General features: G+C 42.8%; 18 protein-coding genes. 8 read left to right on the top strand and 10 right to left on the bottom strand.

The window, feature by feature from the left end; genetic code table 11:
* Nucleotides 1–206: 206 nt before the first annotated feature.
* Nucleotides 207–1,256 carry a Preprotein translocase subunit SecY gene (locus KI742_RS16360; protein ID WP_115386688.1) on the bottom strand — a complete coding sequence of 350 codons (1,050 nt, stop codon included), beginning with the start codon at nt 1,254–1,256 and terminating at the stop codon, nt 207–209.
* 439 nt (nt 1,257–1,695) lie between these two features.
* Between KI742_RS16360 and KI742_RS16355 the strand changes: the two genes are divergently transcribed.
* The 4 genes from KI742_RS16355 (at nt 1,696) to KI742_RS16340 (ending at nt 5,400) form a co-directional block, all read left to right on the top strand.
* Nucleotides 1,696–2,157 (top strand): hypothetical protein, encoded by a 462-nt coding sequence (locus tag KI742_RS16355; protein ID WP_005388493.1) that lies wholly within the window; start codon nt 1,696–1,698, stop codon nt 2,155–2,157.
* Between the two features lie 93 nt (nt 2,158–2,250).
* The gene (locus tag KI742_RS16350; RefSeq protein ID WP_005375841.1) at nt 2,251–2,724 is read left to right on the top strand and encodes a copper chaperone PCu(A)C; all 474 of its coding nucleotides are present in this window, start codon (nt 2,251–2,253) and stop codon (nt 2,722–2,724) included.
* 608 nt (nt 2,725–3,332) lie between these two features.
* Nucleotides 3,333–4,088, top strand: a complete 756-nt coding sequence (locus KI742_RS16345) for an SDR family NAD(P)-dependent oxidoreductase (RefSeq protein WP_017634222.1) — start codon at nt 3,333–3,335, stop codon at nt 4,086–4,088.
* A gap of 415 nt (nt 4,089–4,503) precedes the next feature.
* Entirely contained in the window at nt 4,504–5,400 is an 897-nt protein-coding gene (locus KI742_RS16340; RefSeq protein WP_373417450.1) for an NAD(P)-dependent oxidoreductase, read from the top strand.
* A gap of 485 nt (nt 5,401–5,885) precedes the next feature.
* Here the strand turns inward: KI742_RS16340 and KI742_RS16335 are convergent, their stop codons facing one another.
* From KI742_RS16335 to KI742_RS16320, 4 genes are all read right to left on the bottom strand, one after another.
* Nucleotides 5,886–7,643, bottom strand: a complete 1,758-nt coding sequence (locus KI742_RS16335) for a sodium:solute symporter family protein (protein WP_285386109.1) — start codon at nt 7,641–7,643, stop codon at nt 5,886–5,888.
* A gap of 450 nt (nt 7,644–8,093) precedes the next feature.
* Nucleotides 8,094–8,717, bottom strand: a complete 624-nt coding sequence (locus tag KI742_RS16330; RefSeq protein ID WP_285386108.1) for a bifunctional 4-hydroxy-2-oxoglutarate aldolase/2-dehydro-3-deoxy-phosphogluconate aldolase — start codon at nt 8,715–8,717, stop codon at nt 8,094–8,096.
* Between the two features lie 78 nt (nt 8,718–8,795).
* Nucleotides 8,796–9,728, bottom strand: a complete 933-nt coding sequence (locus KI742_RS16325; RefSeq protein ID WP_136976428.1) for a sugar kinase — start codon at nt 9,726–9,728, stop codon at nt 8,796–8,798.
* A 34-nt stretch (nt 9,729–9,762) separates the two neighbouring features.
* Nucleotides 9,763–10,098 (bottom strand): cupin domain-containing protein, encoded by a 336-nt coding sequence (locus KI742_RS16320; RefSeq protein WP_005450851.1) that lies wholly within the window; start codon nt 10,096–10,098, stop codon nt 9,763–9,765.
* A gap of 421 nt (nt 10,099–10,519) precedes the next feature.
* Here KI742_RS16320 and KI742_RS16315 point away from each other — a divergent pair, with 421 nt between their 5' ends.
* The 3 genes from KI742_RS16315 (at nt 10,520) to KI742_RS16305 (ending at nt 16,927) form a co-directional block, all read left to right on the top strand.
* Nucleotides 10,520–12,685 carry a heparinase II/III family protein gene (locus tag KI742_RS16315; RefSeq protein ID WP_285386107.1) on the top strand — a complete coding sequence of 722 codons (2,166 nt, stop codon included), beginning with the start codon at nt 10,520–10,522 and terminating at the stop codon, nt 12,683–12,685.
* 2 nt (nt 12,686–12,687) lie between these two features.
* Nucleotides 12,688–14,853, top strand: a complete 2,166-nt coding sequence (locus KI742_RS16310; RefSeq protein ID WP_285386104.1) for a heparinase II/III family protein — start codon at nt 12,688–12,690, stop codon at nt 14,851–14,853.
* A gap of 322 nt (nt 14,854–15,175) precedes the next feature.
* Complete coding sequence (locus KI742_RS16305; RefSeq protein ID WP_054576768.1) at nt 15,176–16,927, top strand: polysaccharide lyase family 7 protein; 1,752 nt, start codon at nt 15,176–15,178, stop codon at nt 16,925–16,927.
* 470 nt (nt 16,928–17,397) lie between these two features.
* Here KI742_RS16305 and KI742_RS16300 read toward each other — a convergent pair whose 3' ends face one another.
* Nucleotides 17,398–18,963, bottom strand: coding sequence for a polysaccharide lyase family 7 protein (locus tag KI742_RS16300; protein WP_017821221.1), 1,566 nt, complete (start codon nt 18,961–18,963; stop codon nt 17,398–17,400).
* A 76-nt stretch (nt 18,964–19,039) separates the two neighbouring features.
* A complete protein-coding gene (locus tag KI742_RS16295; RefSeq protein WP_053307760.1) occupies nt 19,040–19,813 on the bottom strand; it encodes an oligogalacturonate-specific porin KdgM family protein in 774 nt (257 codons plus the stop codon).
* A gap of 569 nt (nt 19,814–20,382) precedes the next feature.
* On the opposite strand from KI742_RS16295, the gene KI742_RS16290 reads away from it, so the two are divergent.
* Nucleotides 20,383–22,128 (top strand): hypothetical protein, encoded by a 1,746-nt coding sequence (locus KI742_RS16290; RefSeq protein ID WP_054576769.1) that lies wholly within the window; start codon nt 20,383–20,385, stop codon nt 22,126–22,128.
* Between the two features lie 228 nt (nt 22,129–22,356).
* Here KI742_RS16290 and KI742_RS16285 read toward each other — a convergent pair whose 3' ends face one another.
* The 3 genes from KI742_RS16285 to KI742_RS16275 all read right to left on the bottom strand — a co-directional run bounded on the left by KI742_RS16285 (nt 22,357) and on the right by KI742_RS16275 (nt 25,793).
* Nucleotides 22,357–23,400 (bottom strand): polysaccharide lyase family 7 protein, encoded by a 1,044-nt coding sequence (locus KI742_RS16285; protein WP_054574338.1) that lies wholly within the window; start codon nt 23,398–23,400, stop codon nt 22,357–22,359.
* A gap of 197 nt (nt 23,401–23,597) precedes the next feature.
* Complete coding sequence (locus KI742_RS16280) at nt 23,598–24,887, bottom strand: MATE family efflux transporter (protein WP_053308081.1); 1,290 nt, start codon at nt 24,885–24,887, stop codon at nt 23,598–23,600.
* A 189-nt stretch (nt 24,888–25,076) separates the two neighbouring features.
* A complete protein-coding gene (locus KI742_RS16275; RefSeq protein WP_017634231.1) occupies nt 25,077–25,793 on the bottom strand; it encodes a FadR/GntR family transcriptional regulator in 717 nt (238 codons plus the stop codon).
* Between the last annotated feature and the right edge of the window lie 506 nt (nt 25,794–26,299).

The raw sequence follows: 26,299 nt of genomic DNA, 5'->3' as shown, positions 1-26,299 counted from the left end.
AAATTGCCAGATGAAGGGATGGCGGGTAAAGCTGTTGATGCAATGACACCGGAAAAAGAGAAGAAAACGGTGAAAGACGTAACCAAAAAGCTCAATAAAGATTGATACCCTTTCTTATATTTAACTTTAAAATCGAAAACCCCCCCCCCCCCCCCAAAAAAAAGAGCGCCGATTGACGCTCTTTCCGAACTCTAATAGATAACCAATTATGCGGTCTCTGCTTCACCTATCCAATGATAATGGTGGTTGGCTTTTTTCCCCACTAAACCGAGCTCTGCCAATTCTTCAAATACCTTGTCTACCTCTTCCGCAGACAGCCTAAACTGTTTAGCAACGGCTTTTTTGGTGCACGTAATTTGATGCGTTTTAAGTGCATCGCTAACTTGCTCTAACAAGGTTTTCGGTTCCTTTGGTTCTTCTGGCTCCGGCGCTGCTGGTATTTCTTGCTCTACTTCCTCTTTTATATGAGGAAGATAACCCGCAGGCGCTGGGTCTATATCGCGAACTGTTTTCAATATCATGCCCTCATTTCTGCGATAGAAATATCGGAACCGTTGCTCTTCACCAATCAAGCCAACAAAAAATGCAGCAAAGAAGTCCAAAAGAATCGAAAGAAATACAACCAAGCCAAGCTGAGCTTGCTGAGAGGTGGTACCAAATGCGTTAGCTAGACTATCAATTAAACCAATCACTGAGCCTTGCGTCACCGGCGGTAAACTATCACGCTCCATAGCCAAGCGTTGCTGCTCTTCACGTAAGGTTTTGTTTTGCTCCTGGATGCGAGTTACACCAGTCGCGATACGTTCCATCTCGATGTATTTCTGCGCTGCCATATTGTTGAGCTCAATCTGCTTATCGATTGCCGCAATCTGACGATTAAACGCTTCCACTTTCGCCTGCTCTACCGAAATATGACTTTGTGCACTATTGGTTGCACTATTAATCCCACCAATACTACCGCCAATGGAAATCGCAGCTAAGACTAAATAAAACACGAGAGCGGTTGCTGCTCCTGTGTAGTTGCGATGGGCTCGGCGCTCACCGTATTCATACCAAGCGTAAAATTTACCTGCTTCAAAAACAATCGCTAAACCACCAAATAAGGTTTGCATCATCGGGTTTTCGTCGATAGACAAAAACAGCAATAGAGAAAAAATAGTCGATGCTAAAATCGCAGCACCGGTGAATGCATATACACTCACCATGGCAAATCGACCTTTAGGGTATCGATATCCAATCTGTTGTTCGTATTTCATTTGAGAAATTTCTTAAGATTAATCGCCCCTCCGACTAAGCAGGACGGACGTTTCTGGCATGTACAAAGGAGCGCAGAATACCGTATCCTTTATTAAATTACTGTCATAATTCCGTTAATGGAAAACAAGTGAAGATTCGGTGTGCATTTTGAATCGATATCAGCCAAATCTAGCACGTAAAAACACCACCACGACACCCACTAACCGAAGCTTCAGTGACATATAAGAGAGATTAATTCGGTATCTTCAGAAGCGACTAAGCAAGACTGACAAGTTGAATTGGAGGTTGTGAATGTCAGCCGAATCAAGACATTAAAGCGTTAAAAATAGGCAACAAAACAAATAATGCACACTTGCATCACCTTTTAGTAAACTGATAATTACATTGTTTGGTTAATTTGTTAGTATCCCGCGCCGAAGAAGATAAGCACTCAATTGTATGGAAAACACTCTAATACAGCACAAACACCATCGCTTGCACGCTATTGCGGTTATTATCGCGGTGTTGTTTCAGTTGTATTTAGCGTCCACAGCCGCTCTTAATCCTACACAAGTTCACAGCACAACTTGGCTCAACAAAGTCCAAAGTGAAAAGGTTTTACTGTGTACCGCAGATGGTTTCAAATGGGTGGATATCAATACGTTGATTGAGGCTAACGCTCAATCTTCTTCTAAGCTCATCCAAGATCTTAACTTACACGACGGCTTCCAGTTTGAATGCCCGCTTCTTCAAGCTGTTCAATTCTTTCTTTTAGTTGCGATTGGGCTTTACCTGACAACCATCCATTGGCTGCGCCGAGTAAAGTATGCACTGACGACTTATCACTTTTCAAAATGCGATAAGCTCGTTTACAAACACATCGCGCCTAAGCACTCTCCGCCGAGTGTTTTTCCTGCCTAACAGGCATCTAATCATTGACAACTTTATTCAAAAATAACGATGACTCTGTTTGTTGTCCATTCAGAGAAGCTATTAATTCAAAAGGAAAAACACATGCTTAAATCATTAAAAACCGCCGCTATCGCGCTTATTGCTGTCATCGCTAGCCCACTGAGTTTAGCGCACGATTATGAAGCAGGAAAAATTCATATCGACCATCCATGGAGCCGCGAAGCGCCACCAAACGCACCTGTTATCGGTGGTTTTTTTCAATTAACCAACCACGGTGACAGTGAAGATGCATTGATCGCAGCAGAAAGCCCAATCGCAGGGCATGTCGAAATTCACACGCATAAGAAAGAAGATGGTGTGATGAAAATGATTAAGATTGACGAAGTGCGCGTTCCAGCCAATGACTCAGTGTTGTTTAAGCCAGGCAGCTTCCATTTAATGATTTTTAACCCAACACAAACTCTTAAAGAAGGCGACCGCTTCCCTATGACGTTAACATTCAAAAACGCGGGTAAAGTGGAAGTAGAAATGGCGGTTGAAAAACAAGGTCACATGGAAAAACACATGCACCATTAATGACGTAAACAAAAGTGCCCGCTGATTTAGCGGGCATTTTTATCTCAGCTTAGTCAAAATCATTATTCCGGTAGATCCTAACTCGACTCTTCAGAATAATGGTGATGAATAACGCTCGGCGAAACGGGGTCACATATCATAACAGCGTGCTCGGGCAAGAGATTCTAAATCACGCTCGTCCCTCACTATTCAGAATGACCTTGAAAGACTTAAGATCCTAAAAAGGTTCCCTACCCGCTTAAAACTCAACCTCTCGACAAAGTTCTCCAACCATCACTTGGCAAGCCTAAATGAAATCATAAGTTTGGCAACAAAGACCCACTGTTAATCAGCTTTCTTTCTACTTGAAACAAACCTCAGCCCAACGAGCTAAGCCGGCAGCTATATGCTCAATTGTTTATATATCCCGATTCTCCTGACTAGATACAAATCATGCACGACCGTAAAAGTCGATATATGCCACTGGATGAGTCAGCATCTCAAAAAAGTACGTGATCGACTTCTCATTGTTGGTGTTTCTCTGTTTATTAAAACCATTTGTATTACAATAATACCCTATGTTAAATGAAAAATCCTTTCCAACTCTACAAACATGAGAGAACACCATTATGTCTACTAAAATTGCATTTATTTCTGGTGCTACAGGCGGTATCGGCTTCCAAGTGGCAAAGCGTCTTGGTCAGGATGGATACACGGTCATTCTAAACGGCATTGAAGATGAAAAAGGTTCGGAGTGTGTCTCCAAACTACATAACGCAGGGATTGAGGCTGAATACTACGGTTTTGACGTTACAGATGAACATGCCGTCGATGAAAACATCAATGCTATTGGTGAAAAATACGGCAAAATCGATGTTGTCGTTAATAACGCAGGTGGTCTTGGTGGTCGTAGTCCTATTGAAGGTATGGAAACTGCTTTTTTCCGTAAAGTCATGGCTTTAAACCTCGATAGTGCATTCTTCGTATCACGCGCAGCGATTCCATTTCTAAAAAAGTCTGATAACGCATCAATTATCAACTTCACTTCAAACGCTGCTTGGAATGCAGGTGGTCCAGGTGCAGGTATTTACGGTACATCAAAAGCCGCCGTTCATACATTAACTCGCGCTTTAGCTAAAGAGTTAGCTCCGGCAGGAATTCGAGTCAATGCAGTATCTCCTGGCACTATCGATACACCATTCCATGCTCAAATCAAAGCAACCAAGCCTGAAGTATTTGCTTCTTGGGCAGACAGTATTATGCTTGGACGCCTAGGCCAGCCAGAGGAAGTCGCCTCTGCTATCTCTTTTCTGGTAAGTAAAGATGCATCATTCATTACCGCAGAAACACTGCAAATTGGTGGTGGTCAAGCTTTAGGCATTTAGTACCAATAAGTCTTTTTACCTATCAGTAAGTGCGCTTTAGTACTGATTTGATAACGGCCGCAGTATGTTTGTACTGCGGCTTATCCTTATACCACCTCTCCTTTAACCCCATCTGTAACGTTTCACCCATTTTTTAGTATGGACAGTATTCCTCTAGCTGAAACAAAATCACTTGTATTACAATAAATTTTATTTTTACATTATTTAAGCCCCCTAAAGGCTTTGTTCACGATAAAATGGAAGCGTGATGAATCCGCTTTTCTTATATACGCTGATGAATAAAACCCTCACAAACCTTACTTACATCTCACTTTTAGAAAAAATTCATCGCAAGCCCGCTATGCTCATAATTTTCAATTGCAAAAGCCACAATAGTCATTATGATTACTAACAAGCAATATAATCATACAATAGCATTTTTGGAGTTAAAATGACTAAACCTATCATTGGTTTCATCGGCCTAGGCTTGATGGGCGGAAACATGGTTGAAAACCTACAGAAACGTGGTTACGAAGTTGCTGTAATGGACCTCAATAAAGATGCTGTTGACGCAGTACTAGCTCGTGGAAACGCTTCTGAAGCATCTTCAGGTAAAGAGCTAGCAGAGAAAAGTGATATCGTGATGCTGTGCCTAACAACATCTGAAGTTGTCGAAAAAGTTGTTTACGGAGACACTGGTGTTCTAGCTGGCATGTCAGAAGGTAAAACACTCATCGACTTCGGTACATCTATTCCAGCTTCAACGAAGAAGATTGGCGCTGACCTCGCTAAGAAAGGGGCTGGTATGATTGATGCGCCTCTAGGTCGTACACCTGCCCACGCAAAAGATGGTTTACTAAACATCATGGCCGCAGGCGACGTCGAAACATTCAATAAGGTTAAGCCAGTACTGGACGATCAAGGTGAAAACGTATTTTACCTTGGCGCACTAGGTTCTGGTCACGTAACCAAGCTTGTGAATAACTTTATGGGTATGACAACCGTAGCAACCATGTCTCAGGCATTTGCTGTTGCTAAACGTGCTGGTGTTGATGGCCAACAATTATTCGACATCATGTCTGCAGGACCATCAAACTCACCATTTATGCAATTCTGTAAGTTTTACGCCGTAGATGGCGAAGAAAAACTAGGCTTCTCTGTCGCAAACGCAAACAAAGACCTCGGTTACTTCCTTGCTCTATGCGAAGAGCTTGGTACAACTTCCCTGATTGCAGAGGGCACTTCTAAGAGTCTACAAGCAGCAGTTGATAAAGGCCTTGGTCAAAATGACGTTCCAGTCATCTTCGACTACTTTGCAGAGCTAGAAGCTTAGTCACACTCAGTTGTAACTAAAAGCCCAGCTACCAATGTAGCTGGGCTTTTTTTGTTTTTCCCCAGACGCTCATCACTCCTTGATACCCTAGCCACTCCTTTAAAGTTTTGCAGGGCTGCCTCTTCCAATTCTCTTATATATTTTCCACTAACACTTCAAAACCTCTCTCCTATTTCTGGCGTACGCCTCATTAAAGCTACGTCTGATTTAATGCTTTTTCTTTGCTAAGAAGGCACACATATTTATTTAAATAGACAAAGCATCAGGTTTGGGGTGTAAAGTGTAAACACAGCGTGCAAAGAAAGTTAGATTGCTTTTTCGCTTTAGGCTGACGACTCTAATGCGAATATAGTCGCACCTTATTGGGAGTTCCCCAATACAACGAATAACAACAAACGATGCGCCACGCTTTCTCAGTCAGCTTGATCAAAAAATCCCACAGTAGCGATACTGTGGGATTTTTCATAGAGAGTCGTTAACTGTGGTTAGCTTTTCGCGTTAGCTAACTTTGGGCTTTTAGGCCCTCGTGCTGCGTTCACCAATAGAACACCCACCGAGAGAACAATCGCACCACACAAGATAAACAGTAGTCGACCTGATGGTTCGTTTGGAATCAGAGCCATCGCTAGGATACCGAAGCCCGCTACGCTGATAAGCTTACCAAGCATGCCACGCTGTTTTGTATCTAGGTTCTGCTGCTCTTCGCTGTCAGCCACAAGTGGCGTGTTCCAGTTCTCGAACAATTGAGCCACTTCTTTCTCACGTTCAGGTGATAGACCTTTGTAGAAACGTGTTGTCAGTAGGAAGAAGCCACCAGTGAAGACAACGTGTGCCGCTAGGCTCAAGCCAACTTTCAGGTCAGCCCACTCACGTCCTGTAAACGCTTGCTCTAGACCGAATAGGCGCTCTACGTCTTCTGCTTGTAATGAGATACCGAAGATGTAAGAAACAAAGCCACCAACAACCAGTGTTGCCCAACCAGCCCAATCCGGCGTCTTACGAATCCACATACCAAGTAGTACAGGAATCAACATTGGGAAGCCAATCAATGCGCCCACGTTCAGTACGATATCGAACAGGCTCAAGTGACGTAGTGAGTTAATGAATAGACCGATACCAATGATGATGAAGCCCATCACGATAGTCGTTGCTTTACTCACGATAACCAGCTCTTTTTGTGACGCTTGTGGACGTACAATCGGGCTGTAGAAGTTCATCACAAAGATACCCGCGTTACGGTTAAGACCAGAGTCCATTGAAGACATGGTCGCCGCAAACATTGCTGACATCAGAAGACCCACCATACCTGCTGGCATTACGTTTTGTACGAATGCTAGGTAAGCTGCATCACCACCTACTGAGCCGTATTGCTCTGCGAAATCAGGCATAAATGCCGCAACGTACCAAGGTGGTAGGAACCAAATGATAGGACCAACAATCATCAGCACACATGCAAGGCCAGCAGCTTTACGTGCGTTTTCACTGTCTTTTGCACATAAGTAGCGGTAAGCGTTGATGCTGTTGTTCATGACACCGAACTGTTTAATAAAGATGAACACAACCCAAAGGATAAAGATACTGAAGTAGTTCAGGTTGTTACCTAGCATGAAGTCGCCGTGGAAGTTCGACACGATGTTGCCAATACCGCCACCATGGAAGTATGCCGCCACCGCACAAGTGATCGTCACTGCCATGATAACCAGCATCTGCATAAAGTCAGATGCAACAACTGCCCAAGAGCCACCCGTTACCGCCATTAGCATTAGCACTAAACCCGTAACGATGATGGTCGCTTCCATAGGAATGTTGAAGACCGCTGCCACGAAAATCGCAAGACCATTCAACCAAATACCGGCTGAGATCAAGCTGTCTGGCATACCAGCCCAAGTGAAGAACTGCTCTGAAGTCTTACCAAAACGTTGACGAATCGCTTCAATCGCCGTCACTACACGTAATTGGCGGAATTTTGGAGCAAAGTAGAGGTAGTTCATGAAGTAGCCAAATGCGTTGGCTAAGAATAGGATTACAACAACGAAACCGTCGTTGAACGCGCGTCCTGCGGCACCTGTAAACGTCCATGCTGAAAATTGCGTCATGAAGGCGGTAGCACCTACCATCCACCATAACATCTTACCGCCCCCTCGGAAGTAGTCACTGGTTGAGGTAGTGAACTTACGGAACATCCAACCAATTGCAACTAAGAAGAAGAAGTAGGCAAGAACAACAAGAGTATCAATAGTCATTTTTTCAGCCTTTCAAGTTTGATCATTTTCTAACGTCTAGACTACTCTTCTCACAACTCCATTTGTACTACAATAAGCTTTAATTGTGATCTAAAGCATAAGTTACTCAACGAAAAAAACACGTCAAACCCCTTAATTTCTTAGACCAATGGCTTTCTAGGAGATAATTGCCACTCAGAACACCTCAACATATTGTAATACAAATTTTCTAATTGAAATTTATTAGAGTATGGAATATTTTTCTTCTTCGCGCTTTGTCTGAAGATCAAAAATACGCGGCATTTCTTTGAAGGAAACGTAATGAGATGTTTCGAAAAAATTGGATAGAAAGTAGGATTTATATGAATGCGATTCTTAACTCTCGCCTCTTTCAAACTTTCAAACACAAAAAAGCAAGCACTGAGGCTCGCTTTTCATTCTTTCGCTAGTTTTATCGGGGTGTTACGACACTTATGCTACGTGAGCTACTGCGTCGCCGACCAGTGTACCTAGTTCATCCCACTTACCTTCATCGATAAGCTTTGTTGGCACCATCCAAGTACCGCCACATGCCAGCACTGAAGGGATAGACAAGTACTCGTCTACGTTACCTAGGCTCACGCCACCTGTTGGCATGAATTTCACTGGGTAAACCGCCGTTAGTGCTTTAAGCATACCAACACCGCCAGATGGCTCAGCAGGGAAGAACTTAAGTGTACGCAGACCCATTTCCATCGCTTGCTCAACAAGGCTTGGGTTGTTTACGCCAGGTACGATAGCCACGCCTTTGTCTAGGCAGTATTGAACCGTGCGAGGGTTAAAACCAGGGCTTACGATAAAGTCCACACCAGCTTCGATCGCTTGGTCAACTTGCTCGTTAGTTAGGATCGTACCTGCACCGATCAGCATTTCTGGGAACTCAGCGCGCATAGCACGAATCGCTTCTGCAGCACACTCTGTGCGGAACGTGATTTCTGCGCAAGGCATACCGTTTTCAACCAAAGTGCGGCCTAGAGGGATCGCATCTTCTGCTTTGTTGATGGCAATAACAGGAATTACTTTTAGGTTTGCTAATTGTTCGTTTAATGTCGTCATAAGAGTGTACTCGTCGTCGTTAACTTGAGTTCAATAAATCACTGCGGAGCGCCGATTACTCAACGCTCTGCAAAAGAATTACAAAGGAAGATCTGGCATCACTTCACGTGGAATGATGGCACCTTTATGTTGAATTACCGCGCCAGCCATACAGTGGCCAGAGTAAGCCGATTCCGCTGCATTGCCGCCAGTCAAACGCTTCGCCAAGAAGCCCGCACTGAAAGAATCACCAGCCGCTGTTGTATCAATCACGTTGTCGACTTTGTTTGGCGCCACGTATTGCGCTTCGCCATTCGCCACAACCAAGCAATCTTTGCTACCACGTTTGATGATGATTTCATCCACGCCCAGTGCAGAGGTTCTCTCGATGCACTGTTCTAGATGCTCGTCACCGTAAAGCATTTGCTCATCTTCAAATGTGAGCAGTGCGATATCTGTGTGCTTAAGGATCTTAAGGTACCAAGACATGGCATTCTCGCGGCTTTCCCACAATTTAGGACGGTAGTTGTTATCGAAAATAACCTTACCACCTTGTGCCTTGAAGCGCTCAAGGAAGCCAAACAGTTGCGTCTTACCTTCTTCAGTAAGGATCGCTAATGTAATACCGCTCAAGTAAACCGCATCGTACGAGTAAAGTTTGTCGACTAATAGCGGAGACTCGTTTTGCTCGAATAGGAACTTAGCGGCCGCTTCGTTACGCCAGTAGTGGAAGTAACGTTCGCCAGTTTCATCGGTTTCGATGTAATAGATACCTGGTTGCTTTCCTTTAACAGAAAGAACCAGACTAGTATCGATGCCCTCTTCTTGCCATGCTGATAGCATTTCTTGGCTAAAAGGATCATTACCCAGAGCCGTTACGTAGCTGGTTTTAATATCGTGAGCTTTGGTCAAACGAGATAAATACAGTGCGGTATTCAACGTATCACCACCGAATGACTGCTTTAGCTGACCTTCCTTTTTCTGTAGCTCAACCATACATTCGCCAATGACCGCGATGTTTAATGATTTCATGTTGTCACCTTAGCAACTGAGGTTGCGCTATAGATTATTTTAAGAAGTCTTCACGTGCTGGGTTGAAGATGTCCAGAAGAATGCTGTCTTGCTCTAGTGCAACCGCACCGTGCATCATGTGCTTACGAGCAAAGTATGCGTCGCCTTCTTTTAGTACTTTCTTCTCGCCTTCGATTTCTGCTTCAAAGCTGCCACGTACTACGTAACCGATTTGATCATGGATTTCGTGAGTATGCGGAGCGCCAATCGCGCCTTTGTCGAAACATAGGTGAACCGCCATTAAGTCATCTGTGTAAGCAACAATTTTACGTTTGATACCGCCGCCCAGCTCTTCCCACGGGTTCTCATCTAATACAAAGAAAGAATTCATCGTCATACTCCTAAAAAGTCTCTATTAAAGCGAACCCTACGGCACTTCATTCTTAACCATGCTTTTATTAAAAGGTTCTCTTAAAAAAGCGTCGTATTGATAAAAGTGAAACGCGAAGCGAAAGGGTCTGCTGTCGAATTGGTAACGAGCATATCCGATCTATTTTAATTGTCATACAATATATCTAAAAATATGTGATATTCATCAAACGGTGCTCGTTAAAGCATTCCACTTAACGATTGATAACGCCGAAACATCAGTCACAACAAGGATTACCACACCAATATAAATCAATAAGTTAGCTAAATTCGCGTGATTTCACTCTCCCTTTTTGCCACAAAAACTACACCCAAACTTAATATTGTATTACTTTATAGAAAGTTTAAGAAAACAACACACTTCATCTGAGGGTGGTAAAGAAATGACTACACAACCGATTTTGTTGACTGAAGCAGAAGTCGAACTACTAAGAAAGGAAGTCGGAAAGCCGAGCTTAATGGGCAAATCCATTGAAGCGAATCGCAAGGAACTTGAAGCCTTCATGCGTCTGCCTCTAGACGTACCAGGTCACGGCGAAGCGGGTGGCTACGAGCACAACCGCCACAAACAAAACTATACCTACATGAACTTAGCGGGTCGTTTGTTCTTGATCACTCAAGAAGAAAAGTACGCGCAGTTCGTTAAAGATCTTCTCGCTATTTACGCAGAGAAGTACCTCACTTTTGATTTCCACGTACAGAAAAACACTAACCCAACAGGTCGTCTTTTCCACCAGATCCTTAATGAACACTGTTGGTTAATGTTTACTAGCCTTGCTTACTCTTGCGTGGCATCAGTGATGACAGAAGAAGAGCGCACAGCCGTTGTTGAGCGCATTTTCGAACCAATGCTAGACATGTTCACCGTAAAATACGCGCACGATTTCGACCGTATTCACAACCACGGTATCTGGGCAGTTGCGGCTGTTGGTATTTGTGGTCTAGCCATTGGTAAACCTGAATATCTAGAGATGTCGGTATACGGTCAAGACCGTGATGATACCGGTGGCTTCCTAGCGCAAATCTCACAACTGTTCGCCCCTTCTGGTTACTACATGGAAGGCCCTTACTACCATCGTTATGCGATTCGTCCAACTTGTGTATTTGCAGAAGTAGTACACCGTCATATGCCTGAAGTAGACATCTACAACTACAAAGACAAAGTGATTGGCAACACAGTACAAGCGATGCTGGCAACGGCTTACCCGAATGGTGAGTTCCCTGCCCTAAACGACGCATCTCGTACCATGAGCATTACAGATATGGGTGTTCAAGTTGCGGTGAGCGTTTACAGCAAACACTACGGTATGGATGACAACATCCTAGGCATGGCGAAGATTCAAAACGCAGTTTGGATGCACCCTTGTGGTCTTGAGCTTTCTCAAGCCTATGATAAAGCCATCGCAGACCGTGAAATCGGCATGCCTTTCTGGCCGAGCGTGGAACTTAACGAAGGTCCAACTGGTAACAACGGTGCACAAGGCTTTATCCGTATGCAGGATAAAACCGGTGATGTGTCACAGCTTGTGATGAACTACGGTCAACACGGCATGGGACATGGTAACTTCGATACGCTTGGCATTACCTTCTTCAACCGTGGTCAAGAAGTGCTGCGTGAATACGGCTTCTGTCGCTGGGTAAACGTTGAGCCTAAATTCGGCGGTCGTTACCTAGACGAAAACAAATCCTACGCACGTCAAACTATCGCGCATAACGCGGTAACGATTGATGAGCAATGTCAGAATGGTTTCGATGTAGACCGCGCTGATTCGGTACACGGTTTGCCTCACTTCTTCAAAGTAGAAGGCACTGAAATCAACGGTATGAGTGCGTTTGCGAACGACCATTACCCGAATACAGACATGCAGCGCAGTGTGTTCATGCTTAACCTCGATGAGCTTGAAGCACCGCTATTGCTAGACCTTTACCGCATCGAAGGTGAAGGCGAGCATCAGTACGACTACTCTCATCAATACGATGGTCAAATCGTACGTACTAACTTCGATTACCAAAGCTTTGGTGAACTGAACACGCTTGGCGATGACTTCGGTTACCAACACCTTTGGAAAGTAGCAAGCGGCAAAGTGCAAGATACCGCGCTGGTTAGCTGGCTACAAAACAACACCTACTACACTTGGTTAGGCACAAGCAACAGCGCGAAGCAAAACGGTGATAATGAAGTAATCTTCACTCGCACTGGCGCCAATGACCCAAGCTTTAACCTACGTAGCGAACCGGCATTCATTCTGCGCAGTAAGGGCGAATCGACACTATTTGCTTCTGTGCTAGAAACACACGGCTACTTCAACGAAGAGTTTGAGCAGTCGGTGAATGCACGTGGTCAGGTGAAAGATATCCGCGTCGTGGGTTACAACGCCGTTGGCAGCATCGTAGAAATCACGACTGAAAAATCACTGGTTACTGTGATGATCAGCAATGTGCTAGGCGCTGACGACCAAACCCCACACCAAGTAGAATTAAACGGTAAAACCTACAGCTGGAATGGCTTCTACTCTCTAGAAGTAAACGCATTCGGGCAGGAGAAATAATAATGAGCTACCAAACCCAGTCTTACCAACCGCTATTAATGAACTTTGAAGAAGCGGCAGAACTAAGCAAAGCACTTGGCACGGATAGCCTATTAGGAAATGCACTAGCACGTGACATCAAACAAACTGACGCTTACATGGCTGAGGTCGGTATTGAAGTTCCAGGTCACGGCGAAGGCGGCGGTTACGAGCACAACCGTCACAAGCAAAACTACATCCACATTGATCTAGCGGGTCGCCTATTCCTTATCACTGGCGAACAGAAATACCGTGATTACATCGTGGACATGCTAACGGCTTACGCGAAGGTTTACCCGACGCTAGAGAGCAACACCAGCCGCGACTCTAACCCTCCGGGTAAGATCTTCCACCAAACTCTGAATGAGAACATGTGGATGCTATACGCCTCTTGTGCGTACAGCTGCATTTACCATACCTTGGAAGAAGAGCAAAAAACACTGATTGAAAACGACCTGTTCAAACAAATGATTGAGCTATTCGTAGTCACTTACGGTCACGACTTCGACATCGTACACAACCACGGTCTGTGGGCAGTAGCAGCAGTGGGTATCTGTGGTTACGCAATTAACGATCAAGATGCGGTAGACAAAGCGCTTTACGGCTTGAAACTGGACAAAGTTAGCGGCGGCTTCCTAGCTCAGTTAGACCAACTGTTCTCGCCAGACGGCTACTACATGGAAGGTCCTTACTACCACCGTTTCTCGCTGCGTCCAATCTACCTATTCGCAGAAGCGATTGAACGTCGTCAACCTGAGCTTGGTATTTACGAGTTCAACGACTCGGTAATCAAGACTACGTCTTACGCAGTATTTAAGACGGCATTCCCAGATGGTACTTTGCCAGCATTGAACGATTCATCGAAGACGATTTCGATCAACGATGAAGGCGTAATCATGGCTACATCAGTCTGTTTCCACCGTTACGAGCAGTCTGAAACGCTACTTGGCATGGCAGACCACCAGCAAGACGTTTGGGTTCATATCTCAGGTAAAACATTGTCTGACGCGGTTGCAGCCGCAGACAACATCAAACCATTCAACTGGGGTAGCCTATTCGTAACAGACGGCCCTAAAGGTGAAAAAGGCGGCGTAAGCATTCTTCGTCACCGTGACGAGCAAGACGACGATACCATGGCGCTTATCTGGTTTGGTCAACACGGCAGCGATCACCAGTACCACTCAGCGCTAGACCACGGTCACTACGATGGTCTTCACCTGAGCGTGTTTAACCGCGGTCATGAAGTGCTGCACGATTACGGCTTTGGTCGCTGGGTAAACGTTGAGCCTAAATTTGGCGGTCGTTACATCCCAGAGAACAAGTCTTACTGTAAGCAGACAGTCGCGCACAACACAGTAACGGTTGACCAAAAGACGCAAAACAACTTCGACACAGCGCTAGCAGAAACCAAGTTCGGTTCTAAGCACTTCTTCAAAGCTGATGACGAAAAACTGCAAGGCATGAGCGGTCGCATCTCTGGTTATTACAACGGCGTAGACATGCAGCGCAGCATTATTCTTGCTGAATTGCCAGAATTCGAAAAACCACTTGTGATTGATGTTTACCGCATCGAAGCAGATCAAGAGCACCAATACGATCTGCCAGTGCACTACTCTGGTCAAATCATCCGTACGGATTTTGAATACGACGTAGAAAGCACGCTGCGTCCAATGGGCGAAGACAGCGGTTACCAACACCTATGGAATGTGGGTTCAGGCCAAGTTGAAGGCAGCTCGCTTGTAAGCTGGTTGCACGACAACAGCTACTACTCGCTAATCACAAGCGCAACAAACGGCGGCAAAGTGTTCTTCACTCGCACAGGCGCAAATGATCCAGACTTCAACTTGAAGAGCGAACCAGCACTGATCCTACGTCAATCGGGTCAGAACCACGTGTTTGCCTCAGTGCTAGAGACACACGGTTACTTCAACGAGTCTATCGAAGCATCAGTTGGCGCTCGTGGTCTAGTAGAGTCAGTCACCGTCGTTGGCAACAACGAAGTGGGTACTGTGATTCGTCTGCAAACAACCACAGGCAACGCTTACCACTTCGCCATCTGCAACCTTGACGAAGACAAGCAGAACGCGGCACATCGCGTTGAGTTCGACGGTGTGACTTACACTTGGGAAGGCGCATTCGCACAAATTTAATCTTTAGCTAGTCACTAAAAATTAATGTAAAAATCGGGAACTAATTCAAAGCCGGACGCCATGTTCGGCTTTTTTTGATTGTTTACATGACTCTACATGAGCTTATCAATTAGCGTTTAATCATAGTAAAACCGTTAATAACTCTTAGGAAAAACAGACATAACTTAACCTTACGCCTTATCAAAGACACCACTTATAGATATAGAACTCTTCTGAGATTTAATTAACACTTTTACTATTTAACTTATGACTAAACTACTCCCCAATAACACTAAAATGATATTGTATTACAAATATTAAATGGTATAAGAGACGTACTACTGTGTTTATAAAATCAACTAAATTGCTTCTAATAAGCTTCTCTGGGCTTGGATTAATAGGGTGTGGAGGAAATACCTCCCCTACAAGCCAAGATGATAAACCAAATATTCCACACCAAGAGCATGTAGCACCATACTCAGTAGCAAAATTTCAAAACATATTGAGTAATTCAGATTTACAAGTATCAGATCCCAATGGGGAGGAGGGAAACAAAAACAGTGACGTCAAAAATGGAGCATTCTCGGATTATAAGAGTGACCACTTTTACGCAGAAAAGGATTCCAATTACCTTGTCTTTAAAATGTCGAACTACAAAATGCGCTCAGAAGTTCGTGAGCGAGAAAACTTCAACATTTCAGAACAAGGCGTCTTTAGAACTTTGTATGCAGATGTTCGATTACCAGAGATTAACCTTGCAATGGCTAGCTCCCCTGCAAACCACGATGAAGTCACTTTCCTGCAAATTCATAACAAAGGCACAGATACTTCTGGTATAGGTGCTATCCCACACCCTTTGTTACGAATCGTTTGGGAACAAGAACGAAACAGTATCACTGGTCATTACTGGGCGGTAGTAAAGAACAATGCCATAGATTGCAGTCTACCTTCTAGCGCATCAGATTGTTATGCAACATCATATGATCGTTATGATTTAGGAAAAGCCGATCTCAACGCATTCACGCGATTCGAAGTAAAAATCGGAGAAAACACATTAACCATTAAAGTGAACGATGAGCAAAAGGTAAATGTAGATGTATCCTACTGGCAGCACCTCCTGAGCTACTTTAAAGCCGGAGTTTACAACCAGTTTGAAAACGGTGAAGCAAAGGTACAATTTAAGCAGCTAGGACTAACCAAAACTGACCATACTGATTCAATAGCCTGGAATATTGACGATTGGAAATTAACCATTCCTGCAAGCAAAAATGATTGGTATGGTTTTGGCGGTGACAGCGCGGCTGAATTAGAGCCTGAGCGTTGTAATTCAAGTAAAGATCCTCTGTCTAACGAAGAGAGCGTTTACCAACGCGAGATTGATTTATCATACTTCAATGTTATTGACGGTAGCATGCATTTCCGTGCCGATATGGGTTACGGCACGTCAACGGCCAACTCCAGTTACATCCGTTCAGAGTTGCGAGAGCTCTACATCAGTACTAACTCCCCGGATTGCAGCACCAGCGATGAAGAGACAAGTTGGTATATTGAAGATAGTCGTACCGGTGCAACTTCGCATACGCTAAACGCAACACTAAGAATTAACGAATACCCTAAAATCGACGGTCAATTACCAAAAGTCGTGGTAGGCCAGATACATGGTTGGAAAATCAGCCAAGCACTCGTGAAGCTACTTTGGGAAGGTGACAATAAGCCAGTCCGAGTTATTCTGAACGATAACTACAAACTTGATAACAACAAAGACTGTACTGATTGCAACGCATTCAGCGTTAAGCTTGGTACCTACGCGGTAAACGAAGACTGGCAATATACGATCCGTGCCGATAAGGAAGGACTGTTTTTAGCCACCTACGATGCAGATGGCAGTAATATGGTCTCGCACACACTGAAGTGGGGAGAAGCATACTCAGACACCGCTAACAACAAGTCCTATACTCTTACTGAAAGATGGGCATCGCCTGATATTGCGTTTTACTTCAAAGCCGGAATTTACCCTCAGTTTAAACCTGATAATGCATATCGAGGAGAAATCTTTGATGTGAGCTTTAGTGCTTTGAGCACTCTTCATCAATAGTCATTTCAATCTCTTAGCAATAGGCTTGCTACTTTGCTCTAAAGCAACGAACAAAGCTCATACTGCCGCCACGGGAAATTTATTTTCTCGTGGCCTCTTCTTTTAGAACACCACAATTCAAATCGCTTCACGCATAGTGTTTCCTTCTACGATAAATATATAAATCAACCTCCACTTAGGCAGCTTAAAAAAAGCTTCTATAGTTTCATGAGATATTTATCTACCCTAACGCTGAGTTATTTTAAATTTAACCAATTAAACTACTCTAATATACATTCGCACTTAAAAATAAACATTGTCAGAAGATAAAAGCAATCAATAATTATTACTTATCTATGGTGATAAATTTTTAAATTAATTTATCCATGTCAATTAAAATAATATTTGAGCTGTTTTATTCTTCTATAGAAAAAAAGCCCTCAGCTACAAAGCCGAGGGCAAAGGACTTCAATCAACTAAAAGTGATAGAACTAGCCTTGGTACTTACCAAAAGATTGTTTTAATTTATAGAAAGTAGCTTGTGCGTAATCATCTGGATTACCGTACATATTCTGGTTATAGACACCGGCTTTAAAGTACATATATCTGCCACCTTCGTCATAGCCACTGTCACTCATATCTACGACTTGAACAACATCATCTTTACCATCACGTTTTACCGTAACTGTCATTGTGTTGCCTTTCACATCAATGATGTAGCTGAATTTTTCACCTAGCGCGATGCCATCGTCACCGATTTCACCAGTCATATCACCCACTAAGCTGTAGTAATCCTCTGTTCCAGTTTTGGTTTTTTCGTGAGCAAAGTAAACTGTACCTGTTGGTTGGTCTGGTAGCTTACGATAATAAAGACGAATTGGCTCATCATCTTTGTCATGAATCTGGCCGATAATAAAGCGGCCAACTTCATGCGACTGACCAGTTGTGGTTGCGTGGTCAATCTTCAGAGTAGCTTCAAGCGTACCGTCTACACCACCCGCTTCTTTTTGATCTTCAACTGGTGCAGAACTGAATACCCAGTTATTAGGATTTACACCTTTTGTGCTGTAAGACTTATCACCAGCACGAAGCATGGTACGTAACTCAGTTCGCGCGTATTTAGTGTTTTCAGAAGTTCGAGCGCCTTTCACATAGCTCTTGAATACCATTCCGCCATCATCTGCTGTGTAGAATATATCAGAGTGTTGGAAGCCGTTAGCCAAGTCCCACTCATCAATATCATCAGCACGACCATCTTTGTCATGGTCGAAAGGTGTCGTCAGTTTCCAACGTGTTAAGTCAAAGTTTTCACCCGGAGCATTTGTAGCGAGTGGCTCTTTCGGTAACGTAGGGTAAGGCATCGCTTTAGAAAGATCACACGTCACAGTCGTTTCACAAGGACGGACGATTGGTGCTCCAAAGTCGCCTTTACGATTCTTTTTGAGTAAATCCTTTTGTGCCTTTTGCTCCGCTTTCATTTGCGCAATCATAGCCGCTTCAGCGTTAACGACGTCATCAGTAATGATGTGGCTTGCCGGACAGGCATTAATTCCGCAATTAACTGCAGCTAACTCAGTAACTGAGTTCCATTGGTTTTTGCTATTACCGTGGCCAACGTAACGAACATAGCGTGCTTTTACTGCAGGCTCAAACTGGAAGCGCTCTAAGCCAAGTGCGCGACCAGAGCTTTGCGCACCCTCAATAACCGTCACCCAGTTTTCACCATCAGTACTAAACTGAACATCAAATTTGCTGACGCGTTCGTTACCTTTGCTGAACGAGGCTTGAATTGCGTCGAACTCATAAACCGAGCCGTAATCCAACATCGCCCACTCACCATCACCATTTGCTGACCAACGTGTCATAATATCTTGGTCAAACAACTGCTCTGGAACATTACCATCATGACTACTCGCCGTTATCGTAACGGGAGTCAGAATATCAGCACCAGTTTCTTGGTTGTTTGGAAATGGATCTACCATGGTCGCCGTACTATTACAGCCCACAGCAAGTAAAATAGAAGAAGCTAACAAGCTTTTGAAGAAAATATGCTTCATGTAATCTAACACCTACAATATAAAAATGAATTAACAGCTCTTTTGCTGTAACAACAATTAGGCAATAACACTCGGGTTAAAAGCTGTATTTAAGACCAAGGCGTGTTCTCAATTGGCGGTCATCCGTGGTTGAACCATCCTTACCTTTGACATTCCACAATTCAAAGTAAGGACGGAAATCTCCCATTTGGTAACCAACAATTAAGCCAGCATCCCACTCAGAATCTTTCCAATCAGATAAACGCACTTCGTCATAGTTTTTGTTGTAGTTGATCTCATAGCTCAGCTTGACGTTATCAAGGTACTCGTTATCAAACTGACGCATATCGTAAGAGCCTGTCAGTGTCCACTTACCTTGTTCAACTGTTTTCCCAGCAACGCTTACCGAAGTACCATCCGTTAGTGTTTTGTTACCTGCACCATCTGAATAAACTTGAAATTCGTGTCGGTAACGTAAAGCGGTACTTAAGCCAAAAGAGGATTTGTAACCAACACGAACTTGTGGTTTATAAGTGGTTTTTTCGTCATCATCGCCAAAAGTAATAGGCATCCCTGGTTGGATAAACCATTGTTTATTTATTTGGTAGCGAACTCCCCAATCAAACTCAGAATCACCAGCAACGAGTTGATCCCAAAAATGCGAGTTGTCGTAACTATGGAATTTTTGTTCAACACCAAAGTTCAGTTTGGTCTGATCGTTAATTTTAGAACTACCACTAATTTTGATACGTTGGGCATAAGTTTCACTCTCATGCTTATATTCTGCGCGATAGTCTAAAGTTGCTGCGGAAACCGCTCCCGTCATTAATGTGGAAGCAACGAATAGGGACATTGTTGTAACTGCTTTCATGATTATATCTCTCTGTATATATTTTTTGGGATACCACTTAAATCCCTGGATTTGATTCAACACTATTGAATTAATGTATGACAAATACTAGTTAATTAATCATGAGAGTTCTGTGATATTAATCATGTAAGTGCCCCTCAACTGACAATTTGTATTATTATATATTCAAAAGTGTTAGCTATGTCTGATTCTAAAACGACCTTTGTAGACATCACTTACAGAGAAATGTTTTAACTCGTTTCATATGATAAAGAAGAAGATTAAAAAATATAAACAACAATAAATTCAATGACTTAAAATAAAAAATCTTGATGTAAAATCAAATTTCTTTCCTAAATCACCTTTAGTTTTTGCTGTTTCTCTATAAAGAAAGCCCTCAACCTCATAAAGGTTCAGCTCTTATTGATGTTGATATTCAACTATTTTGTGTGACTTATTCATCACTTCAGTGAGCGATCATTGTATCTAGTGTGAGTCGGATCATTCTATTGATAAAACCATCTAGATGACAGAAATTATTTGTCTAACAATATTACATAAATAAAAACACATAGAAGTGAGTACCTACCATGCAAGTAACAAAAATTGCAGCAGCAATTGCTATTTCCACAGGTTTGTTAACCGGATGTAACACTGATTTAAGGGATGCACCATCAGCTCCCCCACCAACAGAAACTGAGTCTGAGTTGAGCCAAGGTATGTGGGATATTTCAACACCAGCCACTGTGGCGAAATCCGATGATGAGCACGACCTGCCAAACGTCTATGTCTTTGAAGACGGTACGCAAAAGTATTATAACGATGATGATAACTTCGGTACTTACACAATCTACACTTCAACTTATACCGAAGATAAAGATACAGAGACGCTTACATTCAACCTTTATGACGAGAGCGATCTAGGTAACCCTACCGAGTTAACAGGGACTTATGAAGTTTCAAACGGCATGTTAACCATCTCAGGAACAAATGACGGAAAGTTCACCGGTAACGATGAATCAGAAAACGATGCGGTGAAAGATGCAGTTGCAGCGGCAAATAATGACGCTGGCGATAACAACGTCGTACAAATTTTGGATACCAATAAAGGTGGAACAGAAGAAGACACCGGTGAGTTACGAATCAAGCTGTCTGATTCAACGAGTGTTTCAGAAATTTCAACAGGCCGACTAACTGTAGATCTAACTTACCAGCATCATGAAGAAACAGAACAGGAAGCCGACGGTTCTGGTGACAATGCTTACATCTCATTTTATGCAGCAAAAACCTCGAATTCCAACTTGCATGGCGAAGTGGCATTTGAAAACGGCAAAATCAAATACCGCGATGCAAGTGGAAACTTGACGGAAACAGGCGACACGTTTGAGTTAGGTGAAAACCTCGCGATAGAAGTCAGTTGGATAGAAAACTTCTTCTCTTTTTCGGTTAACGGTAAACAAATAGGTGAAATGTTACCTGTCGCTGATGGCACCGCTGTAACTTATGTATCACTGAGACTAGGTGATAATGGCAACACTACAAACTTTGAATTAAATGCAGACAACTTGAAGATTTACTCTAGTGATTCGGGCTCTGAAGTGTTGGTTCTAGAAGAGGATTTTGACAACTACATTCCAGGCTTAGACCTTGCGACAATTTACAACAGTGCATCAAGCGAAGCGGTTGTCATTTCAGACGGAAGTTCTAATCCTGATAAACCGTCAGAAGACGTGAGTGAAAACTTTGACTCATACCCAGTAGGAACAAATATCAGTTCAGCAAACTCTAGTTGGAAAGAATACAATACGGTTGCTGATGACTCCTCCACCTTGACCTCCGTGGCTGTAGTAAGTGATGACGTATCAAAGAGCGGCACTAACTCTCTGCTAATATCCGACACAGATACGACCAACAAACCATACGTTACGCGCGAGTTTTCAAACGGAGCAACATCAAACGGTAGCGTGTCATTCGATGTTTACATTCCGTCAGACAACGAAAAAACTACATACATTAATGTGGGCTCAGGTAAAAACAACTCAGATCGTTACTACGAATTGAGAATTTCGGGTAGTGGTAAAGTTGAAGCCGAAGCAGGATCAGATGACGTAGAAATAGGCACTATTACGACTGACGCTTGGAACTCAATGTCCCTAGCTTGGGATGGTGATGAGATTAACGTTTCTATTAATGGAAAAACGGTTGATGCACCAAGTCAGTCCGAAACAGGCTTAGACGCAACGAATACACCATCACAACTGACTATTTATGTAGGGGACACAAGTGGTGCTTCAACAAAAGCATATTTCGATAACATCGATTCAAAGCAACTCTAGTGTTATTTTGTAGCACTTGATACTAGGCCAGGCTTTCGAGCCTGGCTTTATTTTTTTACCTCTTCAGAAGGACAAAATTCAACACAATACTCTAAATTCAAGCCAGTCCCAGTGATTGCTTGCTCTATCTTGTTTCTTACCTTTTAAAGAATTCCACTGAAAACAAAAGCCTCATCAAATCGATGAGGCTTAAGTAGAAATCGAGTAGCTCTTAGTTTTCTATTAGTTTCAATTTTGATTTAGCTTGAGCTTAGAAAATGTCACGCTATTATAGTCACCGTTTTTCTTGTCGACTGAAAAATCACCGGTGCCCGCACATCCTGTACCCCACACAGGGTGAGACTCACTGACGCTACATTGACCATAAGCTCCTGCTTTAAAATAGAACATGTCTTCTGCGTAGCCATGCTCAAAGTCCTTACTATCAATCCCCTTACTGAGATCTATGGAATAATTTACTGTCTCGTGGCGTTCTGTTTCAAACGTCAAGTTCATCATAGTTCCTTGAACTTCTATCTTGTAGCTGAACTCTTCACCAAGAGCGATACCTGCTTGGCCTGGTTCTTCAAGGTTATCCCAAGTATTTCCCCATACTGGATATGCAATATCAATACGATTTGGATCTTCCTTCGCTAGGTTACGCTCGTAGTTCCAAAATACAGAGCCCATTTTGTGTTCTGGGAATTTTTTATAGAAGATTTTAATGGGTTCATTTCCATGTCCATAACCTTTACCCTCTTTTATTCTTGCATCAATTTTTTTCGCGTGGATTTGACCGACAACAACAGAATGAGCAGGCCCTTTTTCTGGAAATTTGGCGTGTTCAGAAACATGGTTCACTTTCAAGGTCGCTTCCAACGTTCCACCTACGCGACTGTGTTTAGCAGCCTGAGGGTGGCTCGATAAAGCCCAATGGTTTGCTAAATCATCGGTTTGAATAGAAAAGTCAGCGCCACGAGGCATTTCACGTAGTTCAGAGCGAGCATTCTTCGAGTTTTTTGTCGTTACCGCTTTATTCTGCACTTCAAACACCAAGTTGCCTTCTTCGTTCAAGAAGAAGAAGTCTTTGTGTGAATAACTCAGCATCGCCACACCCTCGATTTCGTCCACTTTTCCGTCTTCATTGATATCGGAAGGAATAGTGATCTTCCAGTTTCGCATATCAAATTTATCGGCAGGGACTGGATAATCAACGCCATTATTTAAATCAGAAGCGATAACAAGAGTTGGTAAGGTAACAGCCATTGCGGCTACGAGTAGATTGAGTTTCATGTTCAAACCTTATTATATGTAATATTGTCATACATATAATAAGGTTTGCAAAGGAATGATTCGAGGAAAGAAGTTATGATGTGCTCTATTGATCACAATTTATAAACTCGATAAACCCCAAAATGATAAGCTATACATACTCCTCTTTAGTCCATAGCATCTACGAATCTTTTCGACCTAATCCGAAAGTCATAGGATCAATCGTACATTAGCTTGTCTGCCTTATTAATATCGAAATCTTTCAGAGACTTACGTGCTAAATGCCTAAATGGCCATGCCTTAACAATTTCTTCAAACGGCATGATTGCAAACACCCAAAACACTGAAAGGTCCAAGTATAAAATCATCAAAGCACATAACGGTATTGAGATTACCCACTGACCGGTAAAGTTAATCTTAAACACCTCCGTTGTTTTACCTAACGCTCTCAAAATATGACCATGAACGGTGTTATAGCCACGTACTATCGGTAGCAGTATGTAAAGTGGAGCAATCGCGGATAACGCTTTGTAAGTACTCGGGTCTAAGTCGGGATACAAATCAGGAAGAACGAAACTAAGTGCAAAAAAGAAAAATGCTGAAACGAACGAGATCATCACGGCCATATCAATACTAATATCGACATTGTTACGCAGCTCATCCATTTTTCTTGATCCAATTGCTTGGCTAATCGTGATTGCCGATGAATGCGCCCAAGCAGTAATGAACTGAGTACCAGCTTTGATCCAAGGCATCACGATAGTCATAGCGACATAAGCATTTAAGGTCAGTTGCGAGTACAGCAACATGTATATCGTTGCGCCAGTTTGTAACATTGTGACGTTCGCCGCGACGGGGAAAATCTCTTTAAAATGCTTATATATATTGCTTTTCAATGACGCATCAAGCTTCTTAATAGACAAGATGATAGAATCATCAAGCTTAATGCACATGGTTAAATATAACAGCCGAATACTAATAGCAACCAAACTACCCGCCGCGGCGCCTTGAACGCCAATACCTTCAAAATTAGTCAGGCCGTGAATCAGAACATAAGACATCGCCACGTTGACTGGCAATTCAATCAAATAGCCTTTAAATGGAACTTTGGTCCGTCCAAGCGCATTGAACACCGCAATCATAACCTGAGTAATGGCATTGAATATGACGATGAACTTAGCAATTGCAAGGTAGCATTTTGTCTCCGCATAGAGATCAACGTTATCCGTCAACTTACTGATTAACGCTTCATCAAAGACAGTAATCAACAGCCAGAATAAGGATGCGACTAGAACGTTGATAACTAAAGCTGCCCAGAAACCTTTATTTAACGATAGATAATGACCAGAGCCTACGGCACGGCTAAGTACCAATTGAGACCCATTTGCTAGAGCCATTTGGATGCCTAAAACGAAAGAAACTATTGTTGTAGCAATCCCCATAGCAGCAAGTGAAACTTCACCTAATGGCGTAACAAGCAGCGTATCAATCATAAGCATTGATTGCATCAACAAAGCATTAAGAGCAAGCGGCCAAGCAAGAGATAAATTTTTCTTTATATATGGTTGGGAAAACATTAGTAAACCTTTGTAATGAGGTTAAACGTTTAAACTAAAGAGCTCGGTCATTAGGCAAAGTTCATGACAAAAAGAAACGACAGAAAAATCTTTTTAGTCAATAAAGGTGTACGCAAGCTCTTAACTATTCACGGCGTCGGAAAGCCTCTGATTCTCATCATTTAACAGCGTTTGAGAGGCTAAACGAGCTTGAAATGAGTTTCCGACCATAATTGCATCATAAATTGCACGGTGCTCATTAAGGCAGAACCTCCCTCCTTCAACTGACTTGTCAATAAACACCTTAAATATGGTCGAAAGTATATTGCTGAAGGGAACGTAGAATTGATTATCGGTACAAAGGAATATCGTTTGATGAAACAAATGATCGTTAGCAATCCACTCATCATAATCGTGACATCGTGCTGCCATCGTCATTCTTTGAAATACAATTGACAACAGCTTTCTTTGCTCAGCATTGGCATTTTGGGCTGCCAGCGCACACGCCTCTGGTTCTATGGCTTTACGCAATCCTAAAAACTGAGATAGAAACGGCTTAGTATCTTCTAAATCTTGGATCCACTCTAAGAGTTGAGGATCAAGAAAATGCCAATAGTTTCTTGGTAGTACCGTAGTTCCAACTTTTGGTTTAGAGATAATTAAGCCTTTAGCAGACAGCAACTTCGTCGACTCTCGTAGTGCTGTCCGACTAACACCAAACAACTTACACAGTTCTATTTCACTCGGGAGCTTCTCATTTTGACTTAATTCTCCTGACAATATTTTGCGAGAAATCTGTCTTGCTACTTGTACATGTATCTTGTGATTTGAATTCCCGAGAAGTGAAAACTCTGCCATCTATATTCCTCATTGCCAGCAGCCTAAACGACTTGTTTAGCTAATAATTAGAAAAGGCCAAATGAAACACGCTTTGAAGGCGGAGACTTTCTGTGTAAATGTAAAGCACTGTTATTTAGCGTCTAAAATCTAACGATCTTATGAATATGATTTTTACTTGCGAGGTATATTGGCCAAACTCAATATTGAATGGTCGAGTAGTAACATCATGTACACCGATCTTTAGTATATAATAATACAATATCACTTTATTTAACAAGAAACCTGACCTTCTATTCAAATTGTGTGCTGTGTATTGAAAATCAGTGAGTACAATAAGTAGGCGCGACTAGAGTTAACTAACATATTGAGCTAACAGATAAATAAGGAATGATGTAAGAATCGGTGGCCTCATCTGTTATACGCTAAGTATCATAATCATGAAGGCTTCATAAAGCAGTCGGAGATTCAAAATGGATTTGTGAAGACAACTGTTATTACGTAAACATCTTCTTGGTGAGCTACAC

The organism is Vibrio sp. D417a, assembly GCF_030248595.1.
In the GTDB taxonomy this organism is placed as follows: Bacteria; Pseudomonadota; Gammaproteobacteria; order Enterobacterales; family Vibrionaceae; genus Vibrio; species Vibrio alginolyticus.
The sequence above is the reverse complement of the archived record's forward strand: the minus strand, read 5'-3'. Positions and strand labels throughout refer to the sequence as shown.